This is a genomic window from Trinickia terrae (assembly GCF_005144415.1).
Classification (GTDB): domain Bacteria; phylum Pseudomonadota; class Gammaproteobacteria; order Burkholderiales; family Burkholderiaceae; genus Trinickia_A; species Trinickia_A terrae.
The window spans coordinates 22,767-39,271 of record NZ_SWJE01000019.1; the positions used below are offsets into that span (position 1 = coordinate 22,767).

Annotated in this window: 14 protein-coding genes; 7 read left to right on the forward strand and 7 right to left on the reverse strand. The window is 63.6% G+C overall.

The genetic code is table 11. The features are described 5' to 3' along the window. Window positions 1-30: 30 nt before the first annotated feature. On the reverse strand, window positions 31-435 hold the full coding sequence (locus FAZ69_RS28310; RefSeq protein WP_136898402.1) for an FKBP-type peptidyl-prolyl cis-trans isomerase: 405 nt from the start codon (window positions 433-435) through the stop codon (window positions 31-33). Window positions 436-627: 192 nt separating this feature from the next. Between FAZ69_RS28310 and FAZ69_RS28315 the strand changes: the two genes are divergently transcribed. Both FAZ69_RS28315 and FAZ69_RS28320 read left to right on the forward strand, forming a co-directional pair. Next, window positions 628-1,017: an MAPEG family protein gene (locus FAZ69_RS28315; RefSeq protein ID WP_136898403.1), complete on the forward strand. Its 390-nt coding sequence runs from the start codon at window positions 628-630 to the stop codon at window positions 1,015-1,017. A 35-nt stretch (window positions 1,018-1,052) separates the two neighbouring features. Continuing rightward, window positions 1,053-1,724, forward strand: a complete 672-nt coding sequence (locus FAZ69_RS28320) for an alpha/beta hydrolase (protein WP_136898404.1) — start codon at window positions 1,053-1,055, stop codon at window positions 1,722-1,724. A 114-nt stretch (window positions 1,725-1,838) separates the two neighbouring features. Here FAZ69_RS28320 and FAZ69_RS28325 read toward each other — a convergent pair whose 3' ends face one another. The 3 genes from FAZ69_RS28325 to FAZ69_RS28335 form a co-directional block, all read right to left on the reverse strand. Further along, entirely contained in the window at window positions 1,839-2,981 is a 1,143-nt protein-coding gene (locus tag FAZ69_RS28325) for a porin (RefSeq protein WP_136898405.1), read from the reverse strand. 150 nt (window positions 2,982-3,131) lie between these two features. Continuing rightward, window positions 3,132-4,190 carry a LysR family transcriptional regulator gene (locus FAZ69_RS28330; protein ID WP_136898406.1) on the reverse strand — a complete coding sequence of 353 codons (1,059 nt, stop codon included), beginning with the start codon at window positions 4,188-4,190 and terminating at the stop codon, window positions 3,132-3,134. 137 nt (window positions 4,191-4,327) lie between these two features. Then, on the reverse strand, window positions 4,328-4,816 hold the full coding sequence (locus FAZ69_RS28335) for a hypothetical protein (protein WP_136898407.1): 489 nt from the start codon (window positions 4,814-4,816) through the stop codon (window positions 4,328-4,330). A 357-nt stretch (window positions 4,817-5,173) separates the two neighbouring features. Between FAZ69_RS28335 and FAZ69_RS28340 the strand changes: the two genes are divergently transcribed. Together FAZ69_RS28340 and FAZ69_RS28345 are read left to right on the forward strand one after the other, a co-directional pair. Then, window positions 5,174-7,000, forward strand: coding sequence for an ABC transporter ATP-binding protein (locus FAZ69_RS28340; protein WP_136898408.1), 1,827 nt, complete (start codon window positions 5,174-5,176; stop codon window positions 6,998-7,000). A gap of 108 nt (window positions 7,001-7,108) precedes the next feature. After that, entirely contained in the window at window positions 7,109-8,026 is a 918-nt protein-coding gene (locus FAZ69_RS28345) for a CPBP family intramembrane glutamic endopeptidase (RefSeq protein ID WP_240702499.1), read from the forward strand. Here FAZ69_RS28345 and FAZ69_RS28350 read toward each other — a convergent pair. Further along, the gene (locus FAZ69_RS28350) at window positions 8,023-9,549 is read right to left on the reverse strand and encodes a carbohydrate porin (protein ID WP_136898409.1); all 1,527 of its coding nucleotides are present in this window, start codon (window positions 9,547-9,549) and stop codon (window positions 8,023-8,025) included. The genes FAZ69_RS28345 and FAZ69_RS28350 overlap by 4 nt on opposite strands. 93 nt (window positions 9,550-9,642) lie before the next feature. Further along, on the reverse strand, window positions 9,643-10,029 hold the full coding sequence (locus FAZ69_RS28355) for a hypothetical protein (RefSeq protein WP_136898410.1): 387 nt from the start codon (window positions 10,027-10,029) through the stop codon (window positions 9,643-9,645). A gap of 559 nt (window positions 10,030-10,588) precedes the next feature. Here FAZ69_RS28355 and FAZ69_RS28360 point away from each other — a divergent pair. Continuing rightward, window positions 10,589-11,923, forward strand: coding sequence for an ABC transporter ATP-binding protein (locus FAZ69_RS28360; protein ID WP_136898411.1), 1,335 nt, complete (start codon window positions 10,589-10,591; stop codon window positions 11,921-11,923). 61 nt (window positions 11,924-11,984) lie between these two features. Here FAZ69_RS28360 and FAZ69_RS28365 read toward each other — a convergent pair whose 3' ends face one another. Then, a complete protein-coding gene (locus FAZ69_RS28365; protein WP_169708789.1) occupies window positions 11,985-12,629 on the reverse strand; it encodes an NADPH-dependent FMN reductase in 645 nt (214 codons plus the stop codon). 387 nt (window positions 12,630-13,016) lie between these two features. Here FAZ69_RS28365 and FAZ69_RS28370 point away from each other — a divergent pair, with 387 nt between their 5' ends. Next, window positions 13,017-14,399: a DUF1329 domain-containing protein gene (locus FAZ69_RS28370; RefSeq protein ID WP_136898413.1), complete on the forward strand. Its 1,383-nt coding sequence runs from the start codon at window positions 13,017-13,019 to the stop codon at window positions 14,397-14,399. A 137-nt stretch (window positions 14,400-14,536) separates the two neighbouring features. Beyond that, window positions 14,537-16,351, forward strand: a complete 1,815-nt coding sequence (locus FAZ69_RS28375) for a DUF1302 domain-containing protein (protein WP_240702500.1) — start codon at window positions 14,537-14,539, stop codon at window positions 16,349-16,351. Window positions 16,352-16,505: the final 154 nt, after the last annotated feature.

Here is a 16,505-nt window from a genome sequence, read left to right on the forward strand (position 1 = left end):
TGTAGCGAAGTTGCCTGCTTGCTTCGCCCGTTACTTGACGATGGCGAGCAATTCGACTTCGAACGTCAGATCGCTGTTTGGCGGAATGGCGCCGACGCCTCGCGAACCATACGCCGTCGCGGCCGGACAGGTCAGCTTCGCCTTTTCGCCGACCTTCATCGTCGCGACGCCTTGCGTCCAGCATGGAATCACGCGGCCGAGCGGAAACTCCGCCGGGCCGCCATGCTTGGCCGAGCTGTCGAACTCGGTGCCGTTCGCGAGCGTGCCGCGGTAGTTGACGCGCACGACGTCAGCGGTCGTGGGTTGAGGGCCGCTTCCCTGCGTCAGGTGTTCGACGACGACGCCCGAAGGCAGCTTTTCGGTCGATGCGGCACTGGCGGTGACAGCCACCGACGCGAGCGCGGCTGCGGCGAGCAGGGCAACAACAGATTTCATGCGAATCTCCTTGGTTGAAAAGCGACCGTCATTCTAGCGCTGCAAGCTCGGGCACAAGCGTTCCGCCTTGACCGCGTTTCCTTCGTTGGCGAGGCTCGCCTAGGGGGCACCCATGCGTGTTGGCACGGCGCATCCACCGGTTTAATCTCGCGCGAACCGCCCCCGATTCCACCTGCGCCAACTGGAGCCCCCGTGACCCCCGAACTGACGATCCTCGCCTGGACGCTGGTGCTCGCCCTCGTTCAAGTGCTGCTTCCCGCGCTGCTTCGCAACCACGAAACCGGCATCCGCTACAACACCGGCCCGCGCGACGGCCCCGGCGCCCCGGTCGGCAAGATCACCGGACGGCTGCAACGCGCGCAGTGCAACCTGTTCGAGACGCTGCCCGTGTTCGCCGCCGCCATCCTGATTGCACACATCGCCGGCCGCGAGAGCGCGCTCACGCAAGCGGGCGCATGGCTCTACCTGATCGCGCGGATCATCTACATCCCGCTCTACGCAGCGGGAATTCCATACCTCCGCTCAGGCGTCTGGGCCGTGTCGCTCGTCGGCATCGTGCTCGTGCTGAGCGCACTCGTCTAAACTGACGCTCCATCGAAATCCCGGAGCCGCACGCCATGACCGACCAGCCCTCGACCATCGAGATCGAAACCGCGCCGAATCCCGCCTACGCCGTGATCCTGATGCACGGCCTCGGCGCCGACGCCAACGATTTCGTCCCGCTCGTGCCCGAGCTGCGCGTTGCCGGCGCGCCCGGCGTGCGCTTCGTGTTCCCGAACGCGCCCGAGATCGCCGTCACCGCGAACGGCGGCTACGTGATGCGCGCGTGGTACGACATCGCGTCGTTCGACGGCGTCAACCGGCGTGTCGACGAAGCGGGCATCGAGGCGTCCTGCGCGACCGTGCGCGCGCTGATCGCCGAGCAGAACCGGCGCGGCATTCCCACTTCGAAGATCTTTCTCGCCGGCTTTTCGCAGGGCGGGGCGATGACCTACGCGGCGGGGCTCACGCATCCGGAAGCGCTCGCCGGCCTGATCGTCCTGTCGGGATACGTGCCGGCGCCGGGCTTCATCGACAGCCGCTTCGAGGCGGCCAATCGCGACACGCCGATCTTTGCCGCGCACGGCACGCAAGACGACGTGCTGCCGATCCAGCTGGGCGAAGCCGCGCGCGATTTCGCGCTCGCCAAGGGCTGCAAGGTGGCGTGGCACGCGTACCCGATGCCGCATTCGGTGTGCCTCGAGGAAGTCGAGGCGCTGCGCACGTGGTTGGACGAGCGCCTCGAGTAGTACCCGCCAGAAGCCTGCTTTCGGCGGGCTCTTCGCGGAAAAACAAAAAAGCCAGCCGTTCGCTTCCGGCTGGCTTTTCTGCGGCCTGACACCGCAGGATGCATCGAGCTTTGCTTAGAACTTGTGGCGGATGCCCAGGCTGGCGATTGCCTGCGACTTCGACGTCGAGGCGTAGCCGTAGTCGGCCACCGATGCGTACACGCCTTCGCCGCCTGCACGCTGATAGGCGCCGACCAGATACACATCCGTACGCTTGGACAAGTTGTAGTCGCCGCCCAGCGAGACCTGGTTATACGTCTGCGACCCATTGCCCTTGCCGTGGGTGAAGGTATAGCCAAGGCCGACCAATGCGACCGGCGAGATCTGGTAGTTTGCGAAACCGGCGCCGACGTCGTAGCGCTGCGTCACAGCGAACGACGAGGCGGCATCGTGCTTGTACAGCGCGTTGCTGTAACGCAGCCCGAACGTGAACGGACCCGCGACGTATTGGCCCGCAAGCGAAGCGACGTTGACCGACTTCGCCGACGCGAACTCGCTATTGATTTGCGTATAGAACGCGGGGCTCGAGGTGGCGCTGGAGCTGAAGGTGCCCTTGCGGCCGGTATTCGTGTTGTCGAACACGATATAGCCGGCAGCGACGCTGAAGGGGCCCGTCGCGTAGGTCGCAGCGAGCGACCACGTTTGACCGGAGCCCATCGCACCCGCAACGCCGCCGAGCGCGTAGAACAGTTCATATTGGAAACCCGCGTACGTCGGCGACGCGTATTTCAGGGAGTTGTTCGTACGCGAGCTGTTGTCGTTGTTGTCGACGTCGCCCGGGGTCGTGAATGTCGAACCCCAATAGTTGTCGGCAGTCAGCCCCTGAACCAGATCCACGACCGGGTCATACTGGCGGCCCATCGTGAAGGTGCCGTAGGAGTCGTGCGTCAGGCCAACGTATGCCTGGCGGCCGAACTCGCGGGAGCCCTGGCTCAGCGTGCCGACGTTCGGATCGAAACCGTTTTCCAACTGGAAGATCGTCTTGAGGCCGTTGCCAAGCTCTTCCTGGCCCTTCAAGCCCCAGCGCGGGCCTTGCAGGTTGCCGCCGGCCAAGCCGAGAAAGCTGCTATTGCCTGTGCCGCTAGCATTGGTCGTGCGATTCACGTATTGCACGGAATCGTCGATCACGCCATACAGCGAGACGCTGCTTTGAGCATGCGATGCGCCTGCGGCGCCGAGGAGCGCCAGCGAGAGGGTCGACATTGCAAGTTTTTTCATTCAGTTCTCCGCGCTAATTGATAAATGATGATTGTTGCGCGTCGAAGGGTAGAGCATCCGATATTAATCGGCGAACTTGAAAAAATTAGTGTTACTAAAAAGTGACAGGCATCATTGCATCATTTTTATGGAGCATGTAGTGACGCGAGGTCATAGATTGAATTCCCCGATCTTTTCTTCCGTATTTGACTTCGACAGGACGGCGGACTCCGCGATGTATGAAACAAAAGACGCCTGATCCGCCGCAAGCCGGGCCGGAAGCGAGGCTTTGACAAACTCGACCCATGTCCGGGTCTTCGCGTCCCCGGAGCGGCCTGGCGGATGGATCACGTACATGTTTCGTGCCGCAAGCCGATATCGAGGCAGTACCCGTACCAGGGTGCCGCTGCGCAACGCCGGCAGCGCCCTGGCTACCGGTAGCGAACCGATGCCTGAGCCTTGGCGTATTGCATGCTCCAGCACGTCGGATAGATCGGTTCGCAATGGCGTTTGCTCGAACCGGAACGTTTCCGGGCCCTCGGGGCCGTCGAACACCCATTGTCCAGCGGCCTCCTCACCGGTATCGAGCTGCAGGCACCGGTGCCCGCCGAGGTCATTGACGGTTTCGGGAACGCCGCGCCTTGCCAGATAGACCGGTGACGCGCACAGCACGCTTTGGCTTGCGCCCAGGCATGCGGCCACCAGTTGCTCACCCTGCGGGACAGCGTCGCAGAGAAGGACGGCGTCGTGCTGGCCTGTCGGCATTTCGCCGCTGCGCGGCACAAGTGCCACTTGAACCGATACCTCCGAGTAATGCTCCTGATAACCGGAGATGAGCCAAGCAAGGTGATGCCTGTCGAATGACGGGGCGACGCCGAGGCTGAGCGTGCCGATCGGTTTTGCGCATAGACCGGCGGCTTCCGTTTCTGCAAGCTCCACGCGATCGAGAATGCACTTGCAGTGGAATAGATACCGCTCGCCCGCGGCAGTCAGTGCCACGCTGCGTGTCGTCCGATTCAACAAGCGCAAGCCAAGATGTGTCTCAAGATCTGCAATGGCGCGCGATACCTGCGGCGTGCCTACTTGCATGTGCCGTGCGGCTACAGTAAAGCTGCCTACGCTGGCTACTGCAGTGAAGGCGCGGATGCTTTGCATCAGGTCCATTTCTTCTTGAACTTGCTTTGATCGCTTCGTCGCGAAGCGGGGCAACACTTTGGAATAAAGCGCCATGTGAGGCTTCCCGGCGCGCAGGTTACCAGAGCCAATAATTGTTCGTTATGCTTTATTTGATGCATTGAACAAGCAAGATTTTGGTTGGCTAAGGAAATCCTTATGGGTGAATTAGGGAGATCGGAAGTGGGGAGATTTCAGAAGGGATTGCCCATGCGCTCTCGATTCACCCGGGAAAATCGCATGTACGCGTAACTCGCGCCGACGCCGCCAAACCCGAAGCTGTTGACCATCGCGTATTCCTCGGACATTTTCCGCGGCCTGCCGACAATGACGTCGAGCCTCTCGGCGGATTCGTCGATCGACTTCGTATTGAGTGTGTGCGGGAAGACGCCGGCCCTCATCGCGCGGATGGTCACCGCCGGTCGCCACGGCTCCCGCTGCGCCTTGCATATGCCCCAGCGCCCCCTTGACCGACGATGCCGCGAGCCATTTGGATCCCCTTTGAAGAGTGCAAAAGAACCGCTGATCGACCGGATTCCTAAGTGTGTTCGCGCGTCGCCGCCGGAAACAGAAAGAATAGCGTTGGTGCTGTCGAATCGAGTGTCATGCGCCGCGCTGATTCGCGATATCGATTCGATAACTCGTCCTGTGAGGTTCAATTCACATTCAAGCGCAATTTTCAAACGCTCCCAAGTCGCAAACGCGTCGCCTAGAGTGATGGCTCGTGCTCGTTCGCCAGGCCGTCAACTTGCAGCCTGGTGAAACTGTCGATAGAATCGATCCCCCAGCTTTTGTTCTTGCCACTTCACTCAACGTTCCAGGGAGGCGCAACATGATGTTCACCATGCGTTCGGCCATCCCTAACGTTTCTCCGCGACACCGTTAGGTCGTCGAAAGCGCGGGCCTCTCCGGTGCCTGCGCTGCTTTTTCAGAAAGTCCGCCGTGTGTTCGTCAGCCAGCCATGCTGGCGCATCGGCTATTTCTTTCGTTTCCCTTAATTGGAGTGTCCTGCGCGCATCGCACCGCAGGGCCGTCGAAAAATGACTCGCAAAAAACTCGACTTCGGTCGCAGGGCGTTCCACGACGTCCTTGGCTTCACTTTCCGGCACTGGGGCAGGCAGCCCTGGCGTGTGCTCGTCATCGCGGCGGCGGCGCTGCTCGCCGCCGCCGCCGACGTGCTGACTCCGCTCTACGCGGGGCGTCTCGTCGATGCGCTCGCGGCCGGCGCCGCGAGCCGCGAAATCGCGTGGCAGGCAGCCGCCTCGGCGTTCTGGCTGCTCGTCGGTCTTGGCCTCGCGGGCACGCTGCTGCGGCAGGCCGTATTCCTGAACATGATCGTATTGACGCTCAGGATGATGAGCGAAATCGCCGCGAACGCTTTCTATCGCGTCCAGCGCTTTTCCACCGACTGGCACACGAACAGCTTCGCGGGCTCGACCGTGCGCAAGATCACGCGCGGCATGTGGGCGCTCGATCTGCTCAACGACACCTTGCTGATCGCGCTCTTGCCGTCGCTCGCGATGCTGGTCGGCGCGACGGTGCTGCTGGGCGTGCATTGGCCGGTCATGGGGCTCGTCGTCGGCATCGGATCGGTGCTCTATGCGGCGGTGACGGTGAGCGTGTCGCTCGGCATCGTGGCGCCCGCGGCGCGGCTCGGCAACCTGTGGGACACGCGCATGGGCGGCGCGCTCGCCGACGCGGTCAGCTGCAACTCCGTGGTCAAGGCGTTCGGCGCCGAGACGCGCGAAGAGCAGCGCCTGGACCGCGTCATCGGCAAGTGGCGTCACCGCACGCGCCGCACCTGGGTGCGCGGCACGCTCAACGGCGGCGCGCAGGGCGCGATGCTGGTGGCGATGCAGGCGGCGATCGTCGGCGCTGCGCTGCTGCTGTGGGCGCATGATCGCGCAAGCATCGGCGACATCACGTTCGCCCTGACGATGTTCTTCATGTTGAAGGGCTATCTGCGCGACGTCGGCATGCACGTGCGCAACCTGCAGCGCTCGGTCAACGACATGGAAGAGCTCGTGGTGCTCGAGAGCCAGCCGCTCGGCATCGAAGACAAGCCGGGCGCGCGTCCGATCGCGATCGGCAAGGGCGAGATCCGCTTCGAGAACGTGACGTTCCACTACGGCGTGCGGGCCGCGCCGCTCTACCAGGACTTGTCGGTGCGCATCGCGCCGGGCGAGCGCGTGGGGCTCGTCGGCCACTCGGGCTCGGGCAAGACGACGTTCATCAAGCTGATCCAGCGCCTCTACGACATCTCGGGCGGCCGGATCACGATCGACGGGCAGGACATCGCCGGCGTGCAGCAGGCAACGCTGCGCGCGCAGATCGCGATCGTCCAGCAGGAGCCGCTCTTGTTCCACCGCTCGCTTGCGGAGAACATCGCCTATGGGCGGCCGGGGGCGACGCAGGCGGAGGTCGAGCGCGCCGCGCAGCTGGCGAGCGCGCACGATTTCATCACGGCGCTGCCCAAGGGCTACGACACGCTGGTGGGCGAGCGCGGCGTCAAGCTCTCGGGCGGCGAGCGGCAGCGCGTGGCGATCGCGCGCGCGTTCCTCGCCGATGCGCCGATCCTGATTCTCGACGAAGCGACCTCGAGCCTCGACAGCGAAAGCGAAGTGCTGATCCAGCAGGCGATGGAGCGGCTGATGGTCGGACGCACGACGCTGGTCGTCGCGCATCGGCTTTCGACGGTGCGCAAGATGGACCGTCTGCTGGTGCTGGATCACGGCCGGATCGTCGAGGAGGGCAGCCATGCAGAGCTGATCCGGCTCGCGCATGGCTTGTACCGGCGGCTCTTCGAGCGTCAGGCGCTCGAGTTGACGCAAGGGCTGGGCGACGCCGAGATGACGGTGCACGGTTGACGAAGCAAGCGCTGAGGTAGCGCGCACGGTGCGATGGTCCGCGCAGCGTGCGCGGTGAATTCCAGGACTTCGATCGAGAACACAAACTAAAAAAACGGAGACAACAAGTTGGACGAATTCGAGCACTCACCTGCATCGCCGTTCGCGGCATCCGCATCCGGCGGAGTACGCAAGATGTTCGTCGGCCGCGCCGGTATTCGCGCTGGCTGGCGCGTACTGCTGTTTCTCGCGATCGTGGCCGGCGTCGCCTTCGGGCTTTCGTTCGTGGCCAAGCATTTCGTGGCGCGTCCGTCCGAACTTCATGCTGTCCCGCCAGGGATTGCGTTGCTGGCGGAATGCATTCAAGTCGCTGCCGTGGCTGCGGCGACGGCAGCGCTTGCTGCGCTGGAGCGCAAGTCCATGTTCGCCTTCGGCCTGCAAGGGCGGGCGCGCGCCATTCGCTTCGTCGCAGGCGTGGTCTGCGGCTTTGTTGCGATTTCGGCGCTGGTGCTGACGCTGTGGAAGGCCGGTTTGCTTCAGTTGAATCTCTCCGAGATGCACACCGGCGCGGTTTGGAAGTACGCCGCGCTTTGGGCGGGCGTTTTCTTCCTGACGGGCATCTTCGAAGAATCGCTGCTGCGCGGCTATCTGCAGGCCGTCCTCGCACGCCGCTTGGGATTCTGGTGGGCGGCGATCCTGCTGTCGGCCCTGTTCGGCGCGATCCACGGCTTGAATCCGGGCGAAACGCCGGTCGGGCTGGTGACGGCGATGCTGGCCGGCTTGGTGTTCTGTTTGTCGCTTTGGTACACCGGTTCGCTCTGGTGGGCGATCGGCTTTCACGCGGCCTGGGATTGGGGCGAATCGTATTTTTACGGGGCGTCGGATAGCGGCGAACTGGCGCAAGGCGCGCTCTTCATCGCGCATCCGGCCGGCAATGTGCTGCTGAGCGGCGGCGCCACCGGTCCCGAGGGGAGCCTGCTGGCCCTCGTGATCCTCGTCGTGGTCGCCGCCGCGATGCGGGCGTGGTGGGGACGGCGCCGCGCCTAGAACGCAATCGTCGTCCGCAGGCCGACGATCGCTTCGTCACCGACCCGCTGCGACGGGTTGTCCGGATTCGGAATGCCGCCGGCCGGGCGGAACGCGTACTGGAAGTCCGCCTGCAATTGCCACCACGGCGTGACCTGGTACTGATATGTCGCCTCGAGGATCGTCTCCGCGCTGCGCGACGGATAGCCGGGCGTGGTCTGCGCCTGGGCGTTCGCGAGATCCTGCGCGTGCGAGCCGATGTGCGCGTAGCCGACGGCCAGCCCGACCACGTCGTTGTCGCGGCCCTTGAACGGCGCTTTCAGCGTCACGCCTGCGTTGATGCCCAGGTCGACGAGGTTGCGATCACCGGGCGCCCCCATGATGCGGGCGAACACGCCCACCGCCTGCGGGCTGTCCGCGCTCGGACGCCACACCATCTGGTCGGCAACGGCGTAGATGCTGTAGTTGCCGCCGTGGGTCGCCGCGATGCCAGTGCTGGCCGGGTTCGCGAGCGACAGGCCGGTGTTGTCCAGGTTCTGGTCCGCGAACCGGTTGCTGTTGTACCAGAAGCCCAGCTTGTAGGTGCCCGGCAGGCCGCTCGGCTTCGGATCCGACGGATTCGACGGCGGCTGGTTGATCGCGTATTGCACCTCGCCGATGACGAGCGCGCCGTTGTGCAGGTTGAAGTTCGTGCCGCTCGCGTTGAGCTTCTGCGAATCGCCGGTGCCCGGCGCCGGGTTGCCGTCGAAGATGCCGCCCAGCACCGTGATCGCGTCGGTCGGCGTGGCGCGCACGCGCACGCCGAGCGACGACAGCGGAAACGCCGGGCCGCCCGCCGGCAGGTCATTGGAGGGCACGACCGGCCAGCCGAACGTCGCGTTCATGAACGTGCCCGCGTACTGGCTCACGATGAACTCCTGGTCGAGGCTCTGCTGACCGACTTTGACGTCGACCTTGCCGCCCAGCAGCGCCTGCTGATACCAGAGTTCCCAAAGGCGCGTCGAAGCCTCGGCTTCGATGCCGGTCGTGGCCTGGAGCGTTTGCGTATTGCGCAGCGTCAGGCTGGTGCCGTGAATCTGGAAGGCCGACACGTTGAAGGTGCCGCCCGGCAGGCCGAACGCCTTTTGCGTGTCGATGCCGAGGCCCATCTGCGTCACGCCCTGATACGCGCCGCCGTGCGCGGTGCCGCCCGACAGATTGGCCATGTATTCGCTCGTCTCCTGCAGGCCGAACGTCACGCCGTAGTTGCCGAGCCACGGGCGCAGGCCGCCCATGTCGCCGAGCAGGTTCGAGCGGTCCCAGAAACCGGTCGGCGCGGGCGGCGTCTGCGCGGTGGTGGCACCGGCGTTATCTGCGCCGGCCGCGGGCTGTGCGGACGGCGGCGTTTCCGTCGAAGCAGCGGCCGTGGACGGAGCAGCGGCAGGCGCTGCCTCGCCGCTTGCTGCCTGAGCCAGTGCGGGCGGCACGACGCCGAGGGAGAGCGCGAGCGTGAGACCGGCCGGTGCGCTGGACATCAAGAGTGTGGTTTTCAGTTTTTTCTTCATGGCTAGTGGAGACTATTTTTTTCTGGCGGGCGAGCCAGGGGTTAGCGAATTTGACACACACACTGTGGCGAAGCTGTGAAGGCGATGCGCGTATCAGGCGAACCACGCGTGCAGCGGTAACGCACCTTCCAGTTCGTTGCCGGCCGACGACGCGGACAGCATCGCCACCATCGCGATGGCGCTCACGATCAGCCCCAGAACCAGGTAGCCGGTCGGGGTCAGCGGGCTGCCGGCGTAAGCGGCTCGAAGTGCAGCACGTGCGGTGGTTTTCGCGGCGCGACGCAGCCGGCCGAGTGCCGACACGCGGATGCGCTCGGCCTGGCGCCGATCCGCTGCGCACGCGGCCGGAGCGCGCTCGGGCGACGGCGCCACCAGAAAATGCACGCGGGCAGGCCACTGGGCGAGCCGCCTCGCGACGGCTTGCGTACGCTGGGTGCGTCGAGCGCCCCCGAAGGACATGACAAACGATTTGACGAACATGATCTTCCCCCCGTCCAGCCCGACAAGCGTCGGACGACGAACGAATACGTGACGGCGCGTCGCAAGCGTGGTTGCGAGCGGCTATCGAATTATTAGAGGGAGCGTGCTGCTGACGAACCGGCGAGGACCCGGTCGATGTTGAAGCGCGCTAACCCGTTGCGAGCGAGTTAGCGGCGAAGGAGCAAACCTGCGGCGGCTATCTCGCGATGCTGCCGGCATGACCCGGCAACGGACTTCCAGAACTACAAGATGCGTCCACCAGGGGACTCCTTTTTCATGAGACGGGCGGATTGTACGTGCGGCTTGCGCGACGCGGCAAGTAAAAAAAACATAAAAGCAACGAGCGTGTTTTTATACGACGAAACCGGGCAAAGCGTCGCACTGCCTAGTATCGACTTGGCGGTGCATGTTTGCATTTTGTAATTTTAGGTCGATCTCTTGTCACATAGCGGTGGCAATCTCTAACGATGAGAAGGTACGTCTAGCGGATTCTTCTATCCTTCTAAGGCGTGTGTTCCGGCTTGAATCCAGGCTATGGCTCGACGGAGAGTGAAACGCGATGCTAAATCCCAAAGCTGCAACTACCGAACTGCTTCAAACACCGCATTCCAGCAATGAGATCTTGTGCATCAAGGGCGTCCGCCGGGGCTTCAGCAAGGCCCAGGAGGATCTGCTGGTGCTCGACGACGTGAACCTGACGCTGCGCGAAGGCGAGATCGTCGGCCTGCTCGGCCGCTCGGGCTCGGGCAAGTCGACCCTTCTGCGCATCATCGCCGGGCTGATCCAGCCGACCGACGGCCATGTCGATTACCTCGGCAAGCCGCTGTCCGGTCCGGCCGAGGGCGTGGCGATGGTGTTCCAGACCTTCGCGCTGTTCCCGTGGCTTACCGTGCTGCAAAACGTGGAAGCGGGGCTGGAAGCGCAAGGTGTCGGCGCCAACGAACGCCGCCAGCGCGCGCTGGCGGCGATCGACCTGATCGGTCTCGACGGCTTCGAAAACGCCTATCCGCGCGAGCTGTCGGGCGGCATGCGGCAGCGCGTGGGCTTTGCGCGCGCGCTGGTCGTCGATCCGACGCTGCTCTTGATGGACGAGCCGTTCTCCGCGCTCGACGTGCTGACCGCCGAAACGCTGCGTACCGATCTGCTCGACCTGTGGACGCAGGGGCGCCTGCCGATCAAGTCGGTGCTGATCGTCACGCACAACATCGAGGAAGCGGTGTTCATGTGCGACCGGATCCTGGTGCTGTCGTCGAACCCGGGCAAGGTGATCGCCGAGATCCAGGTGCCGTTCAAGCACCCGCGCAACCGGCTCGACCCGGCGTTCCGGGGCCTCGTCGACGACATCTACGCGAAGATGACCGCGCGCCGCACTGGCGAAATCGCAAGGAAGGAAGGGCTCGAGCTCAGCAGCCGCCTGCCGGAGGTGTCGACCAACCTGATGGCGGGCCTGATCGAAACGCTCGCCGTGCCGCCGTACAACGGCCGCGCGGACATGCCGGAAATCGCGCGCTCGCTGCACCTCGAAGTGGACGACCTGTTCCCGATCGCCGAAGTGCTGCAGCACCTGGGCTTCGCGGAAATGCGCGAAGGCGACATTTTCCTCACGCCGCAGGCGCGCACCTTCGCGGAATTCGGCACGCAGGAGCGCAAGATGATGTTCGCCGAGCATCTGCTGCGCAACGTGCCGCTTGCCGCGCGGATCAAGAAGGTGCTTGACGAGCGTCCGGGGCATCGCGCGCCGCGCGTGCGTTTCGAGCAGGAGCTGGAAGATTTTCTGTCGGACAACGCGGCCGAAGAGACGCTCGACGCGGTCATCAACTGGGGCCGCTACGGCGAAGTCTTCTCGTATAACGACCAGAGCGAGATTTTCAGCCTGGCGGACGTCGAGGCTTGATCGCCGGACCGCCGGACCGCCGGACCGCCGGACCGCCGGACCGCGCGATCGCCGCGCCGGCTCAGCCGGCCGGCGTCAGCGCCTTCGCGACGCTGCGTTCCGCCGCGAGGCGCGCGGCGCGGTGCGCCCCGAACACCAGCGCAAACTCGGCCGCCTGCCGGCCAACCGTCGCCAACTGCTCGGCGACCTTCCCATCCGAGCACGTTTCCGCTGTTTCGAAGCGCGTTTCCAGCGTATTGACCGCCGCGCCGAACGGCGTCGGCCAGCCGCGCAGCGCGTGCGCGATCGAGCGCAGCGAGGTCAGCACGGTGCCCGCCGCCTGCCAGCCGTACGCCGTCACGATCGCGCCGACGGCGCGTCCGTCGAGGTAGGGCCGCTCGTCGGCGCGCAGCTCTTCGAGCGTGTCGAGCGCGTTTTTCACGAGCCCCGAGACGCCGCCGTGGTACCCCGGCGTCGCGATGATGACGGCGTCGGCGGCGCGCACGGCCTCGATCAGCTCTAGCTGCGCGTCGGTCCGCTGCGTCTGTTCCGGCGCGTAGTGGGGCAGGCTGTGCAGGAACGCGCCGCCGAAGAGCCGCGTGCGGGCCCCCGCGGCTTCGGCCCCCCGCAGGGCGATGTTGAGCGCGCGCTCGGTCGACGACGACTCGCGCGTGGTGCCGCCGATGCCAACGACGAGCGGCAGGGGAAGATGGTCGAAAGCAGTCAAGACAACACTCCGTCGGTCAGCGGCGCCGCGCGATGTCGCCTGCATTGGCTCGATGCCGCGACGCCCGGTTCTTAGCGTGTTCAAGCCGGCATGGTAGCGATTGCTTAACTGCGGCGGAAACGACTTTTTCTGCTAACGATATGTCGCCGCGCGGGCTTGCTGCTCTTGGGCCTGAGCGACTATGTGTCGCATTTAGTCAAGGCATCGTCGCAAACGGGCAGCAATCGCCATTTTTTTGAGACAAATATTTGGCCATGGGCGTCAAGTCCTGATTTCCTGCCTTTTCTTGCTTTCCTTACTTTGTTCGGAGTTCCCGGCTGCCCATGCAGCCGGGCTGCCCCGTGTCGTGCCAAAAAATGCCTGCAGATGTCTTGAAGGAGCCTTTTCATGAAGATTCGCAAAGCGGTCGTCGCCCTGGCGGTGTTGGGGTTGATTTCTAACGCGGCGTGGCCGCTTACGCAGGACGATGTCGCCAAACTGGGGCAGGACCTGACTCCAGCGGGCGCTGAGAAAGCGGGTAGCAAGGATGGTTCGATTCCCGCGTTCGGCGGCGAGTCGAAGCCGCTGTCGGGGTGGTCATACGGCAAGCTGCGTGAGGACTACTGGAAATACAAGAGCGAAAAGCCGCTGTTCGTGATCGACGCCTCGAACGTCGACAAGTACGCCGACAAGCTGACCCCCGGCCAGGTTCAGATGCTCAAGCAGGTCAAGGGATACACGATGCCCGTGTATCCGGCGCATCGCGAATGCACCCTGCCGAATGTCGTGGAGGAAAACACGAAGGAGGGTGCGTTGAAGTCGGCGATCGCGAAGGATGGCTGGTCGCTGGAGAGCGCGACGCTGCCTAGCGTGCCGTTCCCGATCCCGCAAACGGGCATCCAGGTTATGTGGAACTGGCTGATGCGCTACCAGGGCGTGGCCGCCGAATGGCCGGACGGATATACCGTCGTTTCGCCGCGTCCGGGCACGAGCCAGTCGATCGTCACGCGCTGGAACCAACTCGTCTACTACCCGTGGGCGAAGAAGGGGCAGCACACGCCGGAGGACGATCAGGGGCTGCAGAACGGCTTCTACTATCTGTACACGGAGCCGGCTGCGCTGGCGGGCCAAGGCACAATGCAGCGCTACTACTTCAGCAAGGATACCGACACTTACTACTATTTCACCGGCCAGCGCCGTGTGCGCCGTCTCCCGGCCTACGCGTACGACGCGCCTTTGATCGGGTACGAAAACCAATATCCGGCGGACATCTCATTCGTCTTCTACGGAAACCCGGACCGCTTCGACTGGAAGCTGGTCGGGAAGAAAGAGGTCTATGTGCCGTATGACGGCTTCGCGATGCAGCGCTTCAATACCAAGCTCGACGCTGCAATGGGCCCGAACTTCATCAATGCTGACATGCGCCGCTACGAGCTGCACCGGGTGTGGGAAATCGAAGGGACGGTCAAGTCGGGCGTGCGTCACTCGACGCCGAAGAAGACGCTTTACGTCGACGAGGATAGCTGGCTCGTGGCGGTGGGCGACGACTACGACGCGCAAGGCAAGATCTGGAAGGCCAAGGAAAACTACATTACGCCGGAATGGGAGATCGGTGCGTGCTCGACGTCCGCGTCTGTCTATAACGACCTGATCAGCGGCCGCTACGTATTCGACGAGACCATTGTCGGAACCGGAAAGGACTTGAAGTTCTATCCGCCCGGATCGAGCGACCCGCGCCTGAACAATCAGTACTTCACTGGCGAAAACCTGAGCGCGATCAGCGACCGCTGACCTTCGATCAGCCGTAGTCAAAGCAGGCATCGCGCTGGAGAGGAAGTGCGATGCCGAATCTCAATTAATAATACTAAGAATAACTAAATAACTTTTAACGACGAAGGGATGGTGAAATGAGAGCAAAAGTAGGTCGTATGTTATGGCCGACCGTGTGCGGCGCGATCATCTCGTCGCCCGCGGCGGCGTACACATTCGATACGGGGATCGGTGACCTGAAGGGGTCTTGGGTGTCGAACATCACGGGCGGCATGGCGATACGCACGCAGAACCCGAGCTGTTCGCTGACCGGCGACCCGAATTCCTACGGCTGCGGCAGCGGCGCGAACGTGGCGCAGTGGGCGAACGGCGACAACGGCGACCTCAACTACCGCAAGGGGCAGCCGTACAGCACGTACCTGAGCGCAACCAGCGAGCTGCTGCTGACGATGCCGAGCGAAGGCTATAAATTCCTCGTGCGCGCAACCGCGATGTACGACTTCGCGGCATCGAACACGCACCGCACCGAGCTCTCGCCCGCCGCTTACGACCAGGTCGTGAAGCAGGCGCAACTGCTGGACCTGTGGGCGGAAAAGGATTTCAACATCGGTGACGAACGCGCGCACGTCCGCGTCGGTAATCAGGTGATCAACTGGGGCGAGAGCTACTTCGCGTCGGGCGGCATCAATGCGACGAACTCGCTCGACATCCAGAAGCTCTATATTCCAGGCACCCAGCTCAAGCAGGCGCTGCTGCCCGCGCCGATGATCAGCTTCGCGAGCGGATTGCCCTACGGCTTTTCCACCGAGGGCTATTTGCAGGTTCAGTGGAACGGCAACAAGTATCCGCCGGTGGGCACCTACTGGTCGACGTCGAACGTGTTTGGCCGAGGCTCGCTGCCGGGGTCGTTCAACTCTACCAATTTCAACGTCGGCGCCATTGACGCGGGCACGATCGCGGGCACGATACCCGGCAACAACAGCAGCAACAACAACGGGCTCGTCAACACGGTCAGTTCGAATCTCGTGAACGGCGCGTACACCGGCCTGCAGACGAACCCGATCGGCGTGCCGTATAGCACCGTGTTGCCGAGCAACAGTCCGCAGTTCGGCGTGAAGATCGGCTACAAGCCGCCGAACGCGGATATCAGCTTCGCGTTCTATTACGAGAACTACATCGACAAGGCGCCGGTGCTGTCGTACCTCGCGAATGGTTCGGCGCAGTGGTCGTACCTGAAGAACCGGCAGCTCTTCGGCGTCAGCTCGAATTTTTCGCTCGGCGACTGGGCGATCGGATCCGAGCTCTCGTACCGGCCGCACGACGCGGTGGCGATGTCGTCCTGCTTTGCGCCGGGCGGCCCGACCGATGCGCAGACGAACGGGGTAGCCGGCATCGATTGCCCCGCCTACAAGGACATGAAGAAGTTTCAGTTCGACATCAACGCGCAGTTGAACCTGACGAAGTCGTCCTATCCGATGCTGAAGCTGATCGGTGCCGACATGGCGGTGTTCACCGCGGAAGTCACGTTGATCGACTATCCCGGGCTGAGCCCGAGTGCGCAGTACTACCGCAACATCAACGGCCAGAGCGTCTACCAGGTGGTGGACGCCGGCTACGGCACGTGGCTGAACAACAACTCGGGCCTGGGCTATCCGATCGCGGCGGCGCAGGGCACGGCACGCTCGGTCGGATTGACGATGGACTTCAACTGGACCTATGACGGGACCGTGATTCCCGGCTGGCAATTGACGCCGGGCATGACCTTCTACGATGCCGTCTCGGGCTACACACCGACGTTCTCGGCCAACTACGAGCAAGGCGCGAAGTCGATCAATTTCTACCTGCTGTTCAACCAGAACCCGCAGGTGTGGCAAGCGGGCATCAACTACACGATCTACTTCGGCGGCAATGCCGTATCGCAGCCCTTCGGCGACCGCAACTTCGTCGGCCTGTTCGTGACGCGCAATTTTTAACCAGACGGTTTCAGGCGCTTCGACCCGAAGCGCCTGAAACATATAGGACGTGTGCGCAGCGTCCCGGCCGCCGCACAGCTCCAAGTAAGCGCTAAAGCGCTAACTTGGAACAGCGCGGCATGGGATCGGAGTAGGCGCTAAAGCGCCAACTCCG